Annotated in this window: 16 protein-coding genes and 5 tRNA genes; 9 read left to right on the top strand and 12 right to left on the bottom strand. The window is 41.3% G+C overall.

Annotated elements, in window-relative coordinates; all coding sequences use genetic code 11:
- Positions 1-35: 35 nt before the first annotated feature.
- Positions 36-1889, top strand: coding sequence for a DUF885 domain-containing protein (locus AB4298_RS08660; RefSeq protein ID WP_371986354.1), 1854 nt, complete (start codon positions 36-38; stop codon positions 1887-1889).
- Positions 1890-2230: 341 nt separating this feature from the next.
- Here the strand turns inward: AB4298_RS08660 and AB4298_RS08655 are convergent, their stop codons facing one another.
- The 6 genes from AB4298_RS08655 to trmB all read right to left on the bottom strand — a co-directional run bounded on the left by AB4298_RS08655 (position 2231) and on the right by trmB (position 9158).
- Positions 2231-4222, bottom strand: a complete 1992-nt coding sequence (locus AB4298_RS08655; protein WP_371986353.1) for a hypothetical protein — start codon at positions 4220-4222, stop codon at positions 2231-2233.
- Positions 4223-4813: 591 nt separating this feature from the next.
- Positions 4814-5755: a LysR family transcriptional regulator gene (locus tag AB4298_RS08650; RefSeq protein ID WP_220781900.1), complete on the bottom strand. Its 942-nt coding sequence runs from the start codon at positions 5753-5755 to the stop codon at positions 4814-4816.
- Positions 5756-6097: 342 nt separating this feature from the next.
- On the bottom strand, positions 6098-6913 hold the full coding sequence (locus tag AB4298_RS08645) for a YggN family protein (RefSeq protein WP_249000389.1): 816 nt from the start codon (positions 6911-6913) through the stop codon (positions 6098-6100).
- Between the two features lie 240 nt (positions 6914-7153).
- Positions 7154-8068, bottom strand: a complete 915-nt coding sequence (gene glsB / locus AB4298_RS08640; protein ID WP_249000390.1) for a glutaminase B — start codon at positions 8066-8068, stop codon at positions 7154-7156.
- On the bottom strand, positions 8068-8394 hold the full coding sequence (locus AB4298_RS08635) for a YggL family protein (protein WP_249000391.1): 327 nt from the start codon (positions 8392-8394) through the stop codon (positions 8068-8070). Before AB4298_RS08635 ends, glsB begins: the two co-directional genes overlap by 1 nt.
- Positions 8395-8444: 50 nt before the next feature.
- The gene (trmB, locus tag AB4298_RS08630; protein WP_249000392.1) at positions 8445-9158 is read right to left on the bottom strand and encodes a tRNA (guanosine(46)-N7)-methyltransferase TrmB; all 714 of its coding nucleotides are present in this window, start codon (positions 9156-9158) and stop codon (positions 8445-8447) included.
- 250 nt (positions 9159-9408) lie between these two features.
- Between trmB and mutY the strand changes: the two genes are divergently transcribed.
- Positions 9409-10473 carry an A/G-specific adenine glycosylase gene (mutY, locus tag AB4298_RS08625; protein WP_371986351.1) on the top strand — a complete coding sequence of 355 codons (1065 nt, stop codon included), beginning with the start codon at positions 9409-9411 and terminating at the stop codon, positions 10471-10473.
- A gap of 2 nt (positions 10474-10475) precedes the next feature.
- Complete coding sequence (locus AB4298_RS08620; RefSeq protein WP_249000394.1) at positions 10476-10754, top strand: oxidative damage protection protein; 279 nt, start codon at positions 10476-10478, stop codon at positions 10752-10754.
- Positions 10755-10845: 91 nt separating this feature from the next.
- On the opposite strand, the gene AB4298_RS08615 is transcribed toward AB4298_RS08620, so the two are convergent.
- Together AB4298_RS08615 and AB4298_RS08610 are read right to left on the bottom strand one after the other, a co-directional pair.
- Complete coding sequence (locus AB4298_RS08615; RefSeq protein ID WP_371986412.1) at positions 10846-11418, bottom strand: YceI family protein; 573 nt, start codon at positions 11416-11418, stop codon at positions 10846-10848.
- Between the two features lie 122 nt (positions 11419-11540).
- A complete protein-coding gene (locus tag AB4298_RS08610) occupies positions 11541-12089 on the bottom strand; it encodes a cytochrome b (protein ID WP_371986349.1) in 549 nt (182 codons plus the stop codon).
- A gap of 402 nt (positions 12090-12491) precedes the next feature.
- On the opposite strand from AB4298_RS08610, the gene AB4298_RS08605 reads away from it, so the two are divergent.
- The 6 genes from AB4298_RS08605 (at position 12492) to AB4298_RS08580 (ending at position 14815) form a co-directional block, all read left to right on the top strand.
- Positions 12492-12567, top strand: a tRNA-Phe gene (locus AB4298_RS08605).
- A gap of 51 nt (positions 12568-12618) precedes the next feature.
- Positions 12619-12694, top strand: a tRNA-Thr gene (locus AB4298_RS08600).
- A gap of 731 nt (positions 12695-13425) precedes the next feature.
- Positions 13426-13501 (top strand) — tRNA-Phe (locus AB4298_RS08595).
- A 51-nt stretch (positions 13502-13552) separates the two neighbouring features.
- A tRNA-Thr gene (locus AB4298_RS08590) sits at positions 13553-13628 on the top strand.
- A gap of 272 nt (positions 13629-13900) precedes the next feature.
- Entirely contained in the window at positions 13901-14098 is a 198-nt protein-coding gene (locus AB4298_RS08585) for a hypothetical protein (protein WP_371986348.1), read from the top strand.
- Positions 14099-14739: 641 nt separating this feature from the next.
- Positions 14740-14815 (top strand) — tRNA-Thr (locus tag AB4298_RS08580).
- Between the two features lie 493 nt (positions 14816-15308).
- Here the strand turns inward: AB4298_RS08580 and AB4298_RS08575 are convergent.
- From AB4298_RS08575 to nagK, 4 genes are all read right to left on the bottom strand, one after another.
- Entirely contained in the window at positions 15309-16622 is a 1314-nt protein-coding gene (locus AB4298_RS08575) for a sugar MFS transporter (protein ID WP_248997505.1), read from the bottom strand.
- A 434-nt stretch (positions 16623-17056) separates the two neighbouring features.
- On the bottom strand, positions 17057-18250 hold the full coding sequence (gene nagX / locus AB4298_RS08570) for a transmembrane glucosamine N-acetyltransferase NagX (protein ID WP_371986347.1): 1194 nt from the start codon (positions 18248-18250) through the stop codon (positions 17057-17059).
- A 142-nt stretch (positions 18251-18392) separates the two neighbouring features.
- On the bottom strand, positions 18393-19526 hold the full coding sequence (gene nagA / locus AB4298_RS08565) for an N-acetylglucosamine-6-phosphate deacetylase (protein WP_371986345.1): 1134 nt from the start codon (positions 19524-19526) through the stop codon (positions 18393-18395).
- A 66-nt stretch (positions 19527-19592) separates the two neighbouring features.
- Positions 19593-20489 (bottom strand): N-acetylglucosamine kinase, encoded by an 897-nt coding sequence (nagK, locus tag AB4298_RS08560; RefSeq protein WP_371986344.1) that lies wholly within the window; start codon positions 20487-20489, stop codon positions 19593-19595.
- Between the last annotated feature and the right edge of the window lie 160 nt (positions 20490-20649).

Here is a 20649-nt window from a genome sequence, read left to right as displayed (position 1 = left end):
AGGATAATAATCATAATTCTAAGGAAGCCCAAAAAATGCCTATAAAAACAAATATTAGCTTTATTGCCCTTTCGCTCTCTTTGGCATTTAGTGCCACTGCGATTGCAGCCCCTACCTCGATAGCACAATTAAGTCCAAGTGAGAGTGTTGCTCATAAGGCACATAGTGAATCAGAAAAAGCCAACGCTTTATTCGAAAGCATTTTCATGGAAAATGTTATGGCTAGTCCAATTTCACAAACTCACCTAGGTATCAAAACCGATTATGATAAATGGGATGAAATGGGTGACGCTGCTGATGATGCCGCTCTTGCTCGCGACAAAAAACACTTGGCTCAGCTAAAGCAAATCAACACCAGAAAACTCGACCGACAAACATTACTGAGTTACCAACTGCTGACACAGAAACTTGAGCAAAGTATTAAAGATGATAAATGGCGCTACCATAACTACCCGGTTAACCAGATGTATGGCGGCCACTCGCAAATAGCTTCTTTCCTAATTAACCAACATCAAATTGGCAGTGTCGAAGATGCCAAGGCTTATATTAGCCGCTTACAAGGTGTACCTAAGCGTTTATCACAGCTACAAACTGCACTAGAGGTCCGTGAAGGCAAAGGCATTATTGCGCCGAAGTTTGTATTCCCATACGTGATAAATGACAGTAAGAATATTATTAACGGTGCGCCATTCAACCCTAGTTCAAACAAAGAAGACAGCGCACTATGGAGCGACTTTAAACGTAAAGTATCAAAGCTTGAAATAAGTGATAGCGACAAAGAAAACCTATTACGTCAGGCAAAACTTGCTCTTGTTGAAGATGTAAAACCTGCCTACGACAAGCTTATTGCCTATATGACTAAGCTTGAAGCCAAAGCCGATACCCGCGATGGTGCTTGGAAGTTTCCAGAAGGTGAAACCTACTACAACAATGCCCTTGCACGTACGACAACAACGGATATGACCGCTAACGAGATCCATGAACTAGGTTTAGCGGAAGTGGCACGTATTCATAGTGAAATGCGCGCCATTATGAAGAAGGTTAACTTTGAAGGTTCATTGACTGAATTCTTTAAGTTTATGCGTGAAGATGAGCAGTTTTATTACAGCAATGATGACAAAGGTCGCCAAGCTTACCTAACGGAAGCGACGGCATTAATTGATACCATGAGCAGCCGTCTTGATGAAGTGTTTAAGGTCAAACCTAAAGCACCGATGATTGTGAAGCAAGTTGAAGCCTTTAGAGAAAAGTCAGCCGGCAAAGCGTTTTATAACAATCCATCACCAGATGGTAGCCGCCCAGGTACTTACTACGCAAACCTTTATGACATGAAGGCAATGCCAAAATATCAAATGGAAGCACTGGCATATCATGAAGGCACGCCGGGTCACCATATGCAGATAGCGATTGCACAAGAGCTTGAAGGAGTGCCTAAGTTCCGTAAGTTCGGTGGTTATACAGCCTACATAGAAGGTTGGGGTCTTTATAGCGAGTACTTCCCGAAAGAGATGGGCATGTATTCTGACCCATACTCAGATTTCGGTCGTCTCGCAATGGAACTATGGCGCGCCTGCCGTTTGGTTGTTGATACCGGTATTCACGCTAAAAAGTGGACTCGAGAAGAGTCTATTGAGTACTACGTATCTAATACACCAAACGCCAAGTCTGATGCAGTGAAAATGGTTGAACGTCATGTAGTCATGCCGTCACAAGCAACCGCTTATAAAGTCGGTATGCTTAAACTATTAGCCCTTAGAGACAAAGCGCAACAAGCTCTTGGTGATAAATTTGATATCCGTGATTTCCACACCATTGTACTCAAAAATGGCCCTGTACCATTGGACGTACTAGAAAGTGAAATCAACTTATGGATTGAACAAAGCAGCTAGTTAATAGCATTAAACGAAAAAGCCTCGTCAGCAAATTATTGCTGACGAGGCTTTTTTATCTAGAGCTGTTAAGTATTATACCACTTAGTATAAGAAGTTGATCTACTTAGAGCGTTTTTGGCAAACTAATTCAAGGCGAATAACTGAAAGAATGGTAGCTCTCTTGTGAAGTTATTCAACGCAGAAGTAGGCAGCCAAAAACACTCCAGAATGGCGAGTTTTAGCGGCTCTGATACTGCTTTAACAAGCTTGAACGTAGAACAACTATGCTCTTCACTCGTTGCATTGTCTCAGTGTCGCTAAATTCTCGCTAAGCGATCAAATCTTTATACTAATTGCTATTAGTCATAATCACCGACATTCGGCACGCTAAAGCTTGCATCATTCCAAGGCCATGGCACTTTTGCCATAAACGCCGCCAGTTCAGGCGTATCAGCATGTTGTTCACGGATCACAATCATGGTTCTGTTTACATGAAATTGATGAATTGGCTCTTGCCCACCAATGGCAATAAAATATTCGGCTAGCGTCGCTAAATACTGCCTTTTATCGGCTAAGCCTAGCACCGCATCAGCCATTACTGGCGCACCTTTCAACCCCGATAAATCCGCGGCACAGCGCCAACTCGCAAACTGCCTAATAATGCTTGCCAATAACTCTGCGCCCTTTTCATCGTAAGCTGCTGTAGCAAACAAATCGTACTCACTTAGCACGGCACAACTGTCGACTTGTTGCGCCACAAACCCAAAAAATAGCGATGTCTGGCCACTCTTAAGATAATGGGATTCGAGTTTTGGCATAAGCGCGTTAAGCTCTGTAAGCGACGCTATCTTAGCAGCAGTATCATTGACATTTTGCAGACTTATATCGACCTGCCCATTAGCTGACGGCGCTTGTGCCAACCTAGCCGGCATAGTCAAGCTTAACTCTAGAGGCAGGCATACTATTGGCACAACGCTGTTGGTTGGACTTTCATTCTCACTTCCAGCTTTTTTCAGGCATTCACTAAGTGCACTATCTTTACTCTCTGCTTGTTTATCAGCTAGCTCCACTTGCCAAATGACCGCATCTTCATCTTCACCAACAGCCACGATCAATTGATTATCAATTTGGTCTTTAATGACAACAGGATCATGGGTAAATACTTGTACTGAGCGCTGTTTGCCATCGCCGTTGTCTTTCATCAACTTGTATAATGGCGATATTGAGTCGCCAGCTAACGACAGCTGTTGTACCACTCCATCTTGCCAACCTAACCAAATGCTATTGCCATCAGCAGAAATCGTCGCTGATGTAAGGCATTCAATAAAGGTTTGCAGCTCGTCATGATGTTCTGAGCTAGTATCGCCAGCCACAATCGCCCTCAATGATTCAATATGGTCTTCAGCCTGATATTCTGCACAAATCTGTGCAGCCTCAAGCGCTCTGACTTTATGGCTCCACAGTACTTTTTTTTGCTTAAAATCGATAAACTGCAGTTCAAAGTTAAAGCGGAAGTTCTCATCACTAGACTCTAAGACACTGAGTGTTTCGGTGTTAGCAAGTAATGCAACACCGCGCTTTTTATCCATAAAAAAGGTATTACGCACAGAGATATCTTCCGGTGCAGGCTTACCTTGAAGGTGATATATCTGAGTCTCAGCTATGATTGGATTAAAACTGACGAGTTGATGCGTTCTACGCTTTTCACGCTGATAGAACACAAACTCTGTACCTTGGACGCACACCATACTGCCAGCAGTAAACTTAAATGGTATGTCATAGCTGCATATATTCGTTTCATTCAACTGAAGGTGGCTACCATTACTCAGTGCATTAGCTGTTATATCAACACAATACAAAGAGCTTGCACTGCGTCGTCCACCTTTAGGCGCCCCCGCTATCCATAATTTACCATTGCTGATACAGGCATCCTTGGTTGGATATAGACCGAGTGATGCGATGGCAGAGAGACTCTGTTTACTCGGTTCCGCAGCATTAAATCTCGAGCTAAAAATCCGCCCTGTTGAGTCAACAGCGATAAACTGCTGGTTATCAAGCCACTCGGCAATCAATAGCTCACAGTTTTGAGTTTCAAGCAGTTCAAACTGACTAATAACGTCAGTATTAAAACCGGTACGCTTAATTACTTGTAACTGTATAAGCCCATCATAAAACAAACCGTGGTGCTGAAACGAATATTCGTTAGAGGCTAAACAAGTGCTAAGCGTCTCTGTAGAAGCAGTATCTTTATTTTCTATAAGCTCAATATCTAAAAGTTCAGTTTCAACATCAGAGCTTTTAGTTACAGAGCCTAAAATACGAGGGAAAAATGTCTTAATAAATTTATTCAATGTAATACTCGTCTCATAAAATAAATGACTTTACGCCATACATGTCACTATTGCTGAAGATAAGTAAGCAGCTTAAAGCTATAAAGCCAACACTTTCAAGTGCTTTATGATGCAAGTAGCTCGTCACTCGCTATCTTTCTTTTACGATAAGAAATTATGAAACTATTTGAAGTAACAGAAATAGAAAGGAAAGCTAGAGTTTTAATAAAGCCTAGAAAGAAAAATACCCCGGTTAAAGCCGGGGTAAACCAAAATTAGGATGATGGTTTTAAGGCTGACATTGTTTTAGTTCGTAAACTTCTGTCAACATTGAAACAAAACTGCTTTTAGCTGCTCTGTATATCACAACAAAGAGGGGTCATTCTCAACTGCAGTATAGGGCTCAGAGCTTTTGAATCAACTGACTGCAATTGTATTAAAATGAGAACAAACTTCAACCAAAATGATTTCAACTTGTTTAGCCAAGCCTAAATTCAGCTTAACTAAACAAGCCACACAACACGCATAAAACACTGAAATAAAAGATAATAAGCAACCTCTACATTAGAGGTGGTTCACACTGTTCATTAATTAGAACAATGTTTCCCCAATTTACTTACGTTTTGCATACAATTCTTTAAGCGGTGTGTCCCAATATGGAGGCGTGCCGATATGATCCTTAATAAAATCAATAAAAGCGCTTACCTTTGGCGCTAAATGTTTACGTCTTGGATAAACAGCTTGTAACGGTAAGTGATGCGTTAACTGCCAGTCTTCTAGAATAGGGACTAAGGTACCTTTTTCAAGCTCATCTTCAAGTAAGTAACTAGCAAGATAAACCACACCTAAACCACTTACCGCTGCAGACTTTAATGCTGGTGCATTATCGACTCTAAAATTACCTGTTACACCAATTTCACAGTAATCATCACCTTGTTTAAACTGCCAAATACTGTGCTCATGCCATTCGCCTTGATATACCAAACAATTATGATCAACTAACTGTTCAGGACGATTGGGTACACCATGTTTTTCAACATAAGAAGGTGATGCTGCCAGTAGGAATTGGCACTTCATTAATGGCCGTGCCACCATACCAAGCGGTAGCTGCTCAGACATAGTCAATAGCAAGTCTAAACCTTCGCTGACGACATCAACTTTATGGTCAAGAAGGCTAACTTGTAATTCAAGTTCAGGGTGTTTTGCCATAAATTCAGGCAAGGCAGGTATTATATGCATGGTACCGAAAGATTGAGAAATACCCACTTTCAATACACCACGAGTTGCATCATTAAGATTATGAACACTAGCAACAGCTTGGTCAGCATCTCTTAATAGCTCTTCACCTTGGGCATATAACAGCTGACCGGCTTCGGTCAAACTTAGACTTCTGGTGGTACGCTGTATTAACTGAACACCCAGTTTGTGTTCCAAGTCGGCAACTTGAGTACTAACTTTAGACTTAGATATGCCTAACTTTCTCGCTGCAGAGCTAAAACTGCCTGCTCGTGCCACATGGGTGAAAATTGCGATTGGTTCTAAAAGTTCTAACATGTAAATCGCCTTAAGGTGTTTACGACAGTAATAGTACTTCCATCGCTAAGACATGAAGTTTCATTTATAAAAACAATATCTTAAGTGAATATATGTACGCTAGAGTAGGATTTTTATTATGAAACCAATTATTGGTTTTTGCTTTTATTTTTAGAAGTATACCAAAAATTCCCCATAACTCATCAAATATGTCATTTTGGGGTTATTACAAGACGATGTTTCAGTGTTGAAATTCAAAAGGTTTTAAAATAGAAAAGCCCCTGCACAAAGGAAGGATGCAGGGGGTGTTGCAAGGCTGTCAAAGGCAACAGGTTAGTCCAGTAAGATTTACTTAAGTACGGTTTACTCTAGTAAAGTCCCGTTCGTTTGCTCCACCAAGGGATAGCTTGCCAATTCAGGGATAGCTGTACGAAGCTGCTTTTCCAATACCACTAAAGACTTAAAGTTTTGACATAGCTTTTCACTACGCGCTTCAATATCATCAGCTTGCTGCTCGATCTGCAGCTCTATTTCTTCGCCAATAGAATCCATTTTTACTGAGAAAGACTGCATTTTTTGCTCAAATGAGTCGCCGTCGCCAGACATCATTTGCGCGCCTAGAGACATCATCATGCTTCCCAAAGAGTTTTGAACTAGCTGTTCCATCTCTTGTTCAAACTCTTCCCCAAAAGCATCTTCTAAAGAAGACTCTGTCGCACCTAGATAAAAAGTATCTCCTTGCTGATAAGCAACCTCTTCAATGCGCTCCTCAAGACCAGCCATCATCTCATCAATTTGCGCCCCAGCACTATCACCAAGAAGCGGAGTAAGCGCTAGACTTACCGCTGTTGAAGCTATTGACACCGCATCATTCACTAACGTAATAACTTCTGGTACTTGCGAAGAAACCTCATGCGAATATTGTTCGACTAAAGCTTGTTGCTGGCTACTAAGTGCAACCTGCTTGCCATTAACAAATAGTTTGTCCATTTCGATACGATATTTTTCATCACCAGTTTCGCTAACAACCAGCTTTTTAGGCTCAACAGTTATATCGTAATTAAGCATGACTTCGCATTCATTATTGACGTCATGCTCACTGTGAGCTGCCACAGTCTGTAAGCTAGACGCTGATAACAATACGGCAGTGATCCCGACTGAGGTAAGTAGTTTTTTCATTGCATTAATCCCTTATCGCTTAGTATCTAAATGATTTATTCAATCTTGACTAGGATAAAGCACAGAGCATGCCAAAATAGCTAAAGCTATGTTTTTAAATGCATTGATAGATATTGCAACTTGAGGTTGTTGATTTTGAATAATCGAATGGATGATATATTTAGCCAATTAAACTAACAATTGGCTAAATATCAAAACTTACTGATATTGCGGTTTTTCTATATCGAGCTGACACTCGATTTAAAATATTGACCGACCTAAAGTCTGGCTCAATGCTTCGAGCATTGCAGTACCAGCTAAGGAGTTACCGTTTGCATCTAACTCTGGAGACCATACGCAAACCGACATATCACCGGGGATTACAGCAATTATGCCGCCACCAACACCACTTTTACCTGGCATACCAACACGATAAGCAAACTCACCAGCGCCATCGTATAGACCCGAGGTAGCCAATAAAGCATTTAATTGCCTATTTTGCACCGGACTAACCAACTGTTTTCCAGCAAGGCTCTTACCTGAATTAGCAAGGTAAAACATGGCACGAGATAGATCTGCGCAACTCATACGTAATGAGCAGTAGTGAAAATAGCTATGCAGTACAGTATCGACATCATTATTAAAGTTGCCAAATGACTTCATCAAATAAGCAATAGCCGCGTTACGTGCACTGTGTTGATATTCAGATGCCGCTACAACTTTGTCGTAACCGACCCGATGATTTTCACTTAAACCCCGCACAATTTCGAGCATACGGTGTTTAGGCGCGCCAAGCCGACTTTGCAGTAAATCTGCAATGACTAAAGCACCCGCATTAATAAATGGATTTCGCGGTAAACCTTTTTCTAGCTCAACCTGCACCAGAGAATTAAATGAGTGACCCGAGGGTTCTTTACCCACACGTGACCAAATTTCATCTTCTTCATACAACATTAGCGCTAAAGTAAGGCTAAAAACCTTAGAGATACTCTGAATAGAAAAGGGCTCGAGATAATCTCCAGCCCCTATAGTGACACCATCAGCGGTTGTCACTGCAATACCCAGTTTATTAGCATCAACCTCGGCAAGTGCAGGAATATAATCCGCCACTTTACCTTGGCCTAAAAGAGGTCGAACTTTTTCGACGACCTCTTCGAGTAATGCCAATTCAGGCATTAACCCCACCAAATATCATAAAGCTCGCCAATCTCGAGATCCGATACTGGTTGTGCGTCAAAGAATGCTTTAACGGCAGCGCGGTTTTCTTCAGTACACTTACCAATACCTTGAGTAGCAATAATACCTTCCCACTCTTTATGACCACCGCCGTGGTAACCAAGGTCTGCAGGTTCAATCACTTCGTCGATAAACTGATCAACGATTGCATCAATTTGCTCTTCTGTTACTGATTCATTAAATGTCCAGTTAACGTCAAATCCAAACTCTTGGAACTCATCTACGCGTAATTTTTTACGTAAGCGACGGCTACGGTTTGCTGCCATGGTTGTTCTCCTAGATAACTTATTTTTAAAGTATATGTTTTTTGGGGCGATTAAACGCGCTCAAACATAAGATCCCAAACACCATGACCTAAACGGTGGCCACGCGCTTCGAATTTAGTTAGTGGACGATGATCTGGACGCTCAACAACGTCACCTGTAGCAGACTGGTTTTTATAACCAGGTGCTGCAGTCATCACTTCCAGCATATGTTCACTGTAGTTTTCCCAATCAGTTGCCAAATGGAATACACCGCCAACCTTAAGTTTACTGCGGATCAGTTCAGCAAAAGGCGCTTGAACGATGCGACGCTTATGATGACGCTTTTTATGCCAAGGATCTGGGAAGAAAAGTTGCACACGAGACAAGCTACCTTCGGCAATGCTGTTCTCTAGCACTTCAATTGCATCATGGTGATAAACACGTAAGTTCGTTACACCAGCTTCTGCAGCTTCAGCTAAACACGCACCAACACCAGGTTTATGCACTTCAATACCAATGAAGTTAAGCTCTGGAGAGGCTTTTGCCATTTCAACTAATGACGCGCCCATACCAAAACCAATTTCTAAAACGGTATCAGCTTCACGGCCAAATACTTCAACTAGGTCGATAGCTTCTGGAGTGTAGTCAAGACCAATTAGCGGCCACTGCTGCTCCATTGCTTGAGCTTGACCTTTAGTTAGGCGGCCCTCTCTCAACACAAAGCTTCTGACTTTGCGAAGGTATTTACCTTCTTCATTGAATTCAGCGGTTGTTACGTCGCTCATTTTCGCCCTCACTTAAGGCTGCGCTAGCATTAGACAGCTATTATTTAAAAAAGAAAGGCATTATCCAAAGTTAAACCTTCAGTGCAAGCCTTATTGTGGCAAAATTATACCAAGAATCTCAGTTTGTGCGAACAGTGGCTTTAGTTTGCCATTAAATCAATAGAATTGTGCCTATCTTTAATTGACTTTGTCACGGATAAACCTAGGTCAGTGCCTTGTTTAAAGCTTTGCCTAAAGTTACACTGCGCCGATGAAAACTACCGCAGCTTTTTCAACTCGAATTATCGAATGGTACGACAACTTTGGTCGTAAACAACTCCCTTGGCAACAAAACAAAACCCCATATAAAGTATGGATTTCAGAGATCATGCTACAACAAACGCAAGTAGCGACTGTTATCCCCTATTTTGAAAAGTTTATTGCCCGCTTTCCTGATATCGAAACCTTGGCCAAAGCAGATCAAGATGAAGTCCTGCATTATTGGACAGGACTAGGTTACTATGCCCGTGCACGTAACTTACATAAAGCAGCGCAAATCATGCAGTCAGAGTTTGACGGTAAATTCCCAACTGACTTTGACCATGTATTAGCTCTACCAGGGATTGGGCGCTCAACCGCTGGTGCGGTGTTGTCTTTATCGCTTGGGCTTAACTTTCCAATTTTAGATGGCAATGTAAAGCGAGTCTTAGCCCGTCATGGTGCTATTGAAGGTTGGCCAGGTAAAAAGCCTGTTGAACAGCAACTTTGGCATCTAACCGAAGCTTTTACTCCGGCAAAAGATATTCAAAAGTATAATCAGGCTATGATGGATATTGGTGCAACAGTTTGTACCCGTTCCAAACCCAACTGCCCACTCTGCCCCGTTGCTATTGACTGCAAAGCCCAATTAAGTGGGCGCCAAAGTGAATTTCCTGGCAAAAAACCAAAGAAAACGATTCCAGAGAAGTCTGCTTGGTTACTGGTCATAGAAAATGAACTGCAAGTTCAATTAGAGAAACGTCCTTCAGCTGGTATTTGGGGAGGGCTCTGGTGTTTTCCACAATTTAGCAGCCGAGTAGAATTAGACTCTTATATTTCAGATAAGCAGTTAAAACTGACTTCACAGCAAGAGCTTTTAGGTTTTAGACATACATTTAGTCACTTTCACCTCGATATCCAGCCAATACTGATACGAGTAAGTGGATATTGCGATAACCAGATCATGGAACAAGCTTCCACTGTCTGGTATAACTTAACTCATCCACCTAAAGTTGGTTTAGCCTCAGCTACCGAGCGAATTTTAGCCGACTTAGGTTCAGTATTAAATAAGGAGTAATCATGGCTCGCACAGTAAATTGCGTGTATTTGAATAAAGAGGCTGAAGGCCTAGGTTTTCAGCTGTACCCAGGGGACTTGGGGAAGCGTATTTTTGACAATGTGAGTAAAGAAGCTTGGGCCCTTTGGCAATCTAAGCAGACCATGCTGATCAATGAAAAGAAATTGAACATGATGAATGTTGATGATCGCAAGTTTCTTGAAGAGCAAATGATCAACTTTTTGTTTGAAGGTAAAGACGTAGAAATCGAAGGCTACGTACCGCAAAAAGATGATGAGTAACACCTAAAGGCTCTATTCACTGCACAATACATAAGGCGCCGCTTAAACTTTTAAGCGGCGCCTTATTACTATAAATAGTATTTCGCTTGGACTATTGTCGGATCCCTTCTATGACCAGATCTAACATTACATTTGCAGATGCAGGTCCTAAATCGACTTTCACATCATAATCCTTTAACGCAAACTCAGTGCTTCCGGCAAAACCAGAACGGTAACCGCCCCAAGGATCTTGTCCCTCTCCTATCATTTGTGCATCAATGGCTAGCGGTTTGGTCACCCCATTAAAGGTAAACTCACCATTAATAACAAAATTTCCGTCACCTTTATCTACTGCCGAAGTAGAAACAAAGCTTGCCTTAGGGAATTGTCCAGTATTTAAAAAGTCACTGCTGCGTAAATGCTTATCACGTTCGGCATGATTAGAATCTACGCTCGCGGTATCAATCGTCACATTCACTTTTGAGTCTGCAATATTATTTGCATCAAAACTAAAGTCGCCTTGAAATTGATTAAAGCGTCCGACAACAAAGCTATAACCTAAATGGCTGACTTTAAATTCAATTGATGCATGTGCACCTTCTGTATCTATTTTATAGTCCGCAGCTTGCACTATATTAGTCATACTCAGAGAAGTGGTAAGTGAAGCAGCGAATGCAACAGCCATAAATTTTGTGTTCATGTTCTATCCTTTGTTGATGATTTCATTTTAATTTTCAAATGAGTGCTTAAATAATTATTTTTAATAAGTGTTTGAATAAATTGCTGATAATGAGTAGTTAAATCAAATTAGCGCCTAACCTTGAGCATTCTGCTCAAGGTTTGATCTTTATCGATAAAGTGATGCTTTAATGCGCCAAGGGCGTGAATAACAACCAAAGCAATAAGCCCGTATGCAAAATATTGATGAATTGCACCAGCGATATCCGCTTGATTGCTAATTAACTCGCCAAAACCCGGGATCTCAAACCAATCAAATACCCAAATGCCTCTGCCATCAGCCGTTGAAATAAAGTAACCACTCGACATAATCAGCAACATAAGCAAATACAGCATATTGTGAGCTAAGCGTCCTGCTCGTTTTTCCCAGCTTTTATGGGTTGCTAATTCAAAAGGTTTTGTTGAATAAAAACGCCAAGCAAACCTGAATACGGTTAGCAATAAGAGAATTAGGCCGATACTTTTATGAAGATGAGGCGCTGTTCTATACCAACTGCTGTAATAGGTTAAATCGACCATCCAAAAACCTACCGCAAACAAACCAATAACGGCGGCAGCTGAGCCCCAATGCATAAAAATAGCTAGCAGCCCATAAGACCTTTCTGTATTGCGTAACATATCTTTCCTTGCATCTATTTAATGCATTCATCATACAAACAACTTTTTGGATATAAAATCAGCAAATATAGACACATTTATTCGACTTTTTAGAAAGGCTTACAACTAAGCCTCGTCAAACCATGATTATTTTGGGTTTAGCAGTAGTAACAAAACGATTAGGGGGTATGGATCTGCTGTAAATGAAGCTTTTTCAAATAGAGTGTAGATACACGAGGGGAAATTGATTGTTATTTGAAAGCGTGCTGAACACAAACTAGCCGAACAATCAAAATGAAGTAAAAAAGCACTTGCAGGATTTTTTGAGTCGCTATAAGATACGCGCACTCCAAACGTGACAGGCTTTAAAGCCAAGAAGTTTGCAGTAGCAAATCTAAGATTTACTTAACGTAATACTTAGTTGCCCGAATAGCTCAGTCGGTAGAGCAGAGGATTGAAAATCCTCGTGTCCCTGGTTCGATTCCGGGTTCGGGCACCAACATCTATTAATGAGTTTCACTATTTACTTAGTAACTTGTTAAGCAAATAAGCCGGCATAGCTCAGTTGGTAGAGCAACTGACTTGTAATCAGTAGGTCCCGAGTTCGACTCTTGGTGCCGGCACCATAAAAACAAAAAAGCCACTCAATGAAGTGGCTTTTTTGTATCCTATTTTTGAACCGGTTTAAATAGATTTCTTAATTCCAGTTTCTAAACTAGAGTGGGTAACCTTTAAGATCCGTTTATCCAAATAAACACTTATCTTGGGCTGTATTTAGTGGGTTGTATATAGTGCTTTCTATTTTTAACCTCGTCAGTTCCGGCACTGCAAATGACTAGGGCTTAATGACCATTATTCAAGCTTTATAAGGTGGCTGATTTAGAGAAGAACTTAACCTCCCCTAACCGTTCAAATTCTCCCAGCTTTCCTGGTATCAACAACCTAAGCGCTCAAAGATCCACCGCGCAAACCTGGCCGCTAACTCTAAAATTTACTTCATCAGAAAATCGCTGTACGAATAGTGAGCGGCTTATTACTTCAAAATGGCTTTTATGCTACCCAACGCATATTACTTTTATCTTACTCATCGATAAAATGGCCAACTGTTAGCTAAAAAACAACCACAACATATACTGCTATTCGCTCAAGCCAAGTCATTTCAAGCCCGATAAAGCGCAAAAAATAACTAAAACATGGCTAAATTAGCAATAAAGTCTATTTGTTGCGCAATCAAACCACTAAGCACTTGCACCACAAAAAACATCGCTATATTATACGCGCACTCCAAACGAGACAGGCTTTTAAGTCAGCTAGTTTGTAGTAGCAAATCTAAGGTTTACTTAAGTAATACTTAGTTGCCCGAATAGCTCAGTCGGTAGAGCAGAGGATTGAAAATCCTCGTGTCCCTGGTTCGATTCCGGGTTCGGGCACCAACATTTATTAATGAGTTTCACTATTTACTTAGTAACTTGTTAAGCAAATAAGCCGGCATAGCTCAGTTGGTAGAGCAACTGACTTGTAATCAGTAGGTCCCGAGTTCGACTCTTGGTGCCGGCACCATAAAAACAAAAAAGCCACTCAATCGAGTGGCTTTTTTGTGTCTAAATTTCGATTAAATGAACCAATTAGATATCGCTAACTATTCCGCTTTTCACCTATTCACTAGTTATTGCTATGTACCAAATGATTTCATTACACATTAACTTAAAAGTTAGCGAACGATCCTCACTCTAATTGGAGTTTTATACCAATGAGTATAAGAAGTTGATCTTCTCAGAGCTATTTTGGCAAACTAATTCAAGGCGAATAACTGAAAGAATGGTTATTCCCTTGTGAAGTTATTCAACGCAGAAGTAGGCAGCCAAAAGCGCTCCAGAATGGCGAGTTTTAGCGGCTCTGATACTGCGTTAACAAGCTTGAACGTAGAATCACTATGCTCTTCACTCGTTGCAAACCACATGGATGTGGTGAATGTCATTAAAGCAGGAGCACTTAATGACCTTGTCTCTGTGCCGCTAAATTCTCGCTGAGCGACCAAATCTTTATACTAATTGGTATTAACTCAACCCAAAACTGAGATTTGGTTTATGTTTGGCGATTTGCCTGTTCTGGATCTTATGAATCCAAATTCAAACTATTCACGGCGGGTTCTAATTTGCAGATAAACAACTTAAACATACACACCAGAGATATAGCCAAAGCAAAACCTAAAACAAATGTAATTTTGCCTAGAGACCAAATTATCGCAAAATCACTTTAGTCAGCAATGAATAAAAATCAATCAGTAGCAACTGAGTAATGGCCTACTAAAAAATAAATATACTCTCGTTTGGCTGATTGTATTTTACACATCTCACTGATTGGCAATTATTAGCTTTCATAAAAGGCCCTTAACAATGACAGCTACAACAACCATTCTCGTATAGATTTCATTCGCAATGCTCAATCATGCGTCGATTGAGCGGTCAATTTAAGAAAACTTAGCAAAACATTCTAAAAAGCACTTGCACGCTATAAAACATCGCTATATTATACGCGCACTCCAAACGGCACAGGCTTTGAAGTCAGTTAGTTTGCAGTAGCAAATCTAAGATTTTACTTAACGTAATACTTAGTTGCCCGAANNATTAATGAGTTTCACTATTTACTTAGTAACTTGTTAAGCAAATAAGCCGGCATAGCTCAGTTGGTAGAGCAACTGACTTGTAATCAGTAGGTCCCGAGTTCGACTCTTGGTGCCGGCACCATAAAAACAAAAAAGCCACTCAATGAGTGGCTTTTTTGTATCTGCTATTTATAGCTTCAAGTTCAATAACCTTGATAGTATTAAATTCACCATTTAGCACTTCCGTTAATAGCTCGCTCCCCCTCCACTCTAGCCAAAATTCATAAAACCTATGTCGGGGATAAGGCTTTAAGTCATAACCAATCTCTTTTGTAACATAACCAGCAGATGCCCTCATTAATAATTAAGACACTCATAGAGCCAGTCATAAAGCTCTTGTACTCATTACTATGATTCTAAGTGGTCCTATCATATATCAAGCTTAAAATAGCTTGTGTACCTCGTATAGTAAGGTTACTGCTATAGCTAACTGTTGTGTAGCATCACCAGAAATACCTCCGCTTACTTTCAACCAAAGCATAATTGATACGGCACCTAACTAGCACTACGAAATTATGCCAAACTGAAAATAAAAAAGGAGCCTAAAAGGCTCCTTTATAACACAGTAGACTTGATTACCAGCTGCGCATCTTGTGACCTTTTAAGGCGTAGAATAAGATGAATAAATAGCATGGTAATGCAACCCAATAGGCTACCTGAGTATTATCAGCAAAGTGTGCAACCTTACCAAATACTAGCGGTAAAATAGCGCCGCCAGAAATCCCCATAATCAATAGTGCAGAACCTTGAGCGGTATACTTACCCAAACCTTCTAATGCTAGCGGCCAAATTGAAGGCCAAACAAGCGCATGAGCAAGCCCCATGAGTGCCACAAAAGTCACTGTATCTGGAATAACTGGAATACCGCTCCAGCCCCATAAAATATCCGCAATCATAGTACTTTCACGAGAACCTAAAGACGCACCGATAACACATAAGATCCCCGCAATAGCTGAACCTAACAATGCCTTTTCTTGACTAATAAACTTAGGGATACAAGTCACACCAATGATGTAACCAAATACCATAAACACCATGGTATACGAAGTGAGTGAGGCGAAATTATTCACACCTAAGCTTTCACCATAAAGACCGATGGTATCACCGGCAATCACTTCAACACCAACATAAGCAAATAGAGCTAAGGCACCTAATACAACTTGTGGGAAATGAGTAATACTGCCCTTTTCTTGGTGATCATCAGCGCCTTCAAACTCAAGCTCTGGTAACGAAGAAAACTTAACAAGACCAATCAAAAATGTCAGTGCGATAGCCATGTAGATATATGGCATAACAAGTCTAGAAGATAGCTCATTGATCTGTGCTTGGCGCTCAGTTTCAGTTAACGCAGCTAAGTGCTCTGCGGTAAAGTTTTCAAATCCAGATAACACTAGCGCTGTAAACAAAATAGGTACAATAACGCCAGCACCTTTGTTAATTAGCCCCATGATACTAATACGCATTGCAGCGCTTTCTTTAGGGCCAATATGTACAACATAAGGGTTTGATGCAGTCTGTAAAATAGTTAAGCCTGTACCCAGCACAAATAGAGCACCAAGAAACAGCATATAATTGGCACTTTGTGCTGCAGGTATAAACAGTAATGAGCCGACGACCATAATCGCCAAGCCTATTGCCATACCATTTTTATAGCCTGTTTTTTTAAGTATGGATGACATAGGTAACGCCATCACGGTATAAGCAATGTAGAAAGCAAACGTTACGAACAACGCTTGAAACTCATTTAACTCACAGATGATTTTAAGGAATGGGATCAGTGAGCCATTAAGCCAAGTCACGAATCCGAAGATAAAAAAGAGCACACCTATAATAGTCATAGGCAGTAAACTGCTCTTTGGGCTAGCTTGAGCCTGAGTCGTTGCTGTCATATTAAACCTGTTTCTTATAGTAATTGATTTTATGATACCAGATTAATCTGTTATCCCATCCTTCATTGTCGCTACTTTGTTGTTGCAGACTTCTAGCTGCTTATTATTTGGCAAGTGCAGTTCACAAGAGCCTAAATTCAACGAAACTAACAGTTCTATCTGGCCATCATTAACGTTGTTATTGATGTCTTAGCCCGCCTATTGTTTCACTGATGTTAAAACATTGCAGCCAAAAAGACAACGCTGTCATTTTTATTTTATTTGTGTTTTCGGATATATCATATGGATCCTATCTCCAATGAGCATGCGGTCTACGCCGCATTTAGAACCAATAATGACAAAACTATTGACGGCGCATGCTAAGCCGAAACGCTTAGCGAATAAAAAGATAAGATCCGACAGCGGTCTTCAGCCTAGCGTTGCCACATCAAAGGTTAAACTTTAACGAAAATTCCGCGCTTGTACATCCAATAAAGCACTAACCATTGCACCAAGAGTAAAGCAATAACACCGGCTAAAGCCTGTACATTATTAGGCAAGCTCGCTATCACACCACCAAATAAACTTTGTGCAGTGTATTTCCAATTAACGATACTGCTAGCGATATAAATCACAATCGAATTACAGCCTATGACGGTAAAGAAAAACGCCCACCTCTGCACTTTAACTACATCAATGATGGCGTAAAACAAAGCCAGCAACAGAATGCTCCACCCCGCTGTAACCAAAGTAAAACTGCTGGTCCATAGAGTTTTATTAACAGGTATCAGTGGTGAGATAAGCCAGCCCAACACAATTAGCGTGATCCCCGAAGCCGTTAATACCCCCACTTTAAACCACTCACCTTTTATATGAGGCTTAACGATAAAGTGACCGACAAACACACCAAATAATGCATTAACCACAGCCGGTATAGTAGATAATATCCCTTCTGGATCTACCGCTGCATTTTGATAAGTGCCCCCCGGTAGTAACAAAGTATCTACCGCTGCATTTATCGAACCAGTAGCACTGAATGCGCCGCTACCATTAAGGGTAATAAAAGGAAATGTTTGCAATAATGCATAACCAACTAATACGCTAACAGCGGTAATGATTTGCGTACGTAAGCTCGTATGCCACACTAATAACGCACAGAAAAACCAAGCGAAAGCAATACGACCTAATACACTGGCATAGCGCACCTCGCCTATGGCAACCGGTGCACCAGTGCCCCAACCATGGTTATAAATAACACCGAACAATAGTAGTAACAGTAATCGCTTTATAGCATGTTTATATAGAGGTGTTCGTTGCGGTAAAGGCAGTTTATCTAAGCGTTTTGGCGATAAGCCTAATGCGACACCAGATAGAAAAATAAACAGCGGAAAAATCAGGTCGTAAAACGTAAAACCATGCCAAGCACTGTGATGCATTTGTGCATCAAACCATTTAAACCCTGCCCAACCAGTTAATACGAGTAAAGCAGCAAATAACGCTTCACCACCTAAAATCCAAAACATATCAAAACCACGTAAAGCATCAAGAGATTTAAGCCTTAATTTCTTTACTGGTTTAATGGTTTGTTGCCCCGAGGGATTTTCCGCTGAGTTAGCTTTTTCAGCAGTAGTATTAGTTATTGTCGTCATCTAAAGAGCCTTTTATTTTAGTTTTATTGGCTTTATAAAGGGTTTGATTAAAACAAAGCCTCCGTAGTATTCACTACTGAGGCTCCATTTAATAGTTCAAGTTTAAGGGATAAACCCTGTGCAGCTCATCAACTGTCAACAACTAGCGAGTAAACGCTAGCTCTCCTCCAATATAGGTCCGCCCCACTTGGTAGTTATCATCAAGAGCCACCATATCGGCACGTCCACCCACTTGCAGCCTACCCATTTGATGACTTAACCCTAAATATTCAGCAGGGTAAAGAGATGCCATACGAATAGCCTCCTCAGGTGCAAGCCCTAGCATATTAACAGTGTTAGCAACGGCGCCAGCCATATCGAGTACGCAACCAGCAAGCTCGCCCGTCACTGCATTTAGCCTGTCGCCAACTCTTAATACCTGAGTCCCAAACAATTCAAAACTAACTTCTTCATCTAAGCCGACAGGTGGCATCGCATCAGTCACTAACATCACCTTGCCTTTAGGCTTAGCATTAATTGCGACTCGAGCAGATGCAGGGTGCACGTGATGACCGTCAACAATTAAGCCACACCAAGCTTCAGTGCTTTCAAGCGCTGCGCCAACCATACCTGGTTTTCTAGAGTCCAGCGCTGACATGGCGTTATAAAGATGAGTAAAACCGTTTGCGCCAGCATCGAGTGCAGCTTTCACTGTATCGTAATCAGCATTAGAGTGACCTAAACACACCTTAACACCTGATTTTACCAGCGCTTCGATAACTTCTGTCGACACATTCTCAGGTGCAAGAGTAACAACTTTAATACCAAGGTCTTGGCGGCTAAAAATCTCCAGCTCTGCATCTGAAATACGACGAATAAATGGCTGAGGATGCACGCCTTTTTTAGGTACGCTTAAGTGTGGTCCTTCAAAATGTACACCGACTACACCCGCAACTTTTTGTTCTAATGCTGCTGCAACCGCATCAGCAGCCTGATGCATGACATTCAGATCATCTGTAATTAATGTCGGTAGAAATGCCGTGGTGCCATATTTAGCATGGGCTTTACCAATGGCTGCAATCCCTTTGACATTAGGAGATGAGTTAAATAGTACGCCTCCTCCGCCATTAACTTGTACGTCAATAAAGCCAGGAGTGACTAAACTACTTAAACGTGACTCTTTGGCACCTTGCATGGTATCAAATGCCAAGATGTGCCCATCTTCAAACGTGATAGGCAAGCCAGTATGGAGTTCATCTCCATCAAACACGCGATCTGCAATTATCGTTTGCTTCATTTTGTTCTCACTTACTTAAATGTACCGCTATCGTATCGACATATTTGCTTTAGAGTCTTAGGCCAATTAAGCCTTAGCATGTTGTTGCTGAGCGAAAAATGCTGCGCCCCACTCTGGTGGCTGTAAGGTAGGAGACATTTTTGCTACTACATCCTCATCAAGCCAAGGTGCGAGTGGCTCAGCAAGTCCACCTATCATTGAAAATCGCGGGGGATTAACTTCAAATAACTTACGTGCGAGTTCACTGATATACCCCGCGCCTTCACGGACAATATCGAGCGCAACGCTATCTTTCTTTGCAGCACTTTCAAACACGATTCTAGCAAGCTTTGCGTAGGTACTAGATGATTGACCTGCAAGGTTTTCAACGATCCCTAATGCACTATCGACACCAAAATAATCAAATAGTCGCTGGCTCAATACCGTTTTGTCACCAAAGCCATCTAAGTCTAATAGTGCACACTCGCCAGCTTTTAAACCAAGCCAAGCTCCACTGCCTTTATCGCCCAGAGCAAAGCCATGGCCACCGAGAAATAGTTCTGTATCTGCAACTTGTGCATAACCACAAGAGCCTGTGCCTGTAATAATAACGGCGCCTTCTTGGCCTTGATGTGCGCCAATACACGCGGTATGCAGATCAGTCGTCAAGTACATACTGGCAAATGGATGCTGCCAAGTCGCAATATCTTGGTAAAGTCTTGGGACATTAACCCCTGCTAAACCTAACCCAGCAACTAAACGCTTGGCGTCGCTCGGCGCCAATCCTGCGTCAGCTAATGCTAGCTGCGTTGACTCTTCAATTGATTGAAACGTTTGAGCTAGGCCATGAAGTGGGTTAGCACGTCCCGCTACCCCTGTGCCTAAAATACGATAGTCACTAGTGTAAATTGTTGCACGGCACTTACTACCACCACCGTCAATTCCTATGTATAGCGACTCTTCTTTCGTCTGGCTCATGCCCATGACAGACCTCTTTATCGTTCTCATTCTTTTATATACAGAATGGATCTAGACTTTATGTGTAAAAGCCCACCAAGTTAACTTCATGTTACAACAATAATGACAGCGTTGTCATTCGTTTTTTAAACTAGCTTTATAAAACATAAAAAAACGTAGCAACACC

The sequence above is a fragment of the Shewanella sp. 10N.261.52.F9 genome, from assembly GCF_041471165.1.
Lineage (GTDB): Bacteria > Pseudomonadota > Gammaproteobacteria > Enterobacterales > Shewanellaceae > Shewanella > Shewanella marinintestina.
This window is presented reverse-complemented; position numbering and strand designations above follow the sequence as displayed.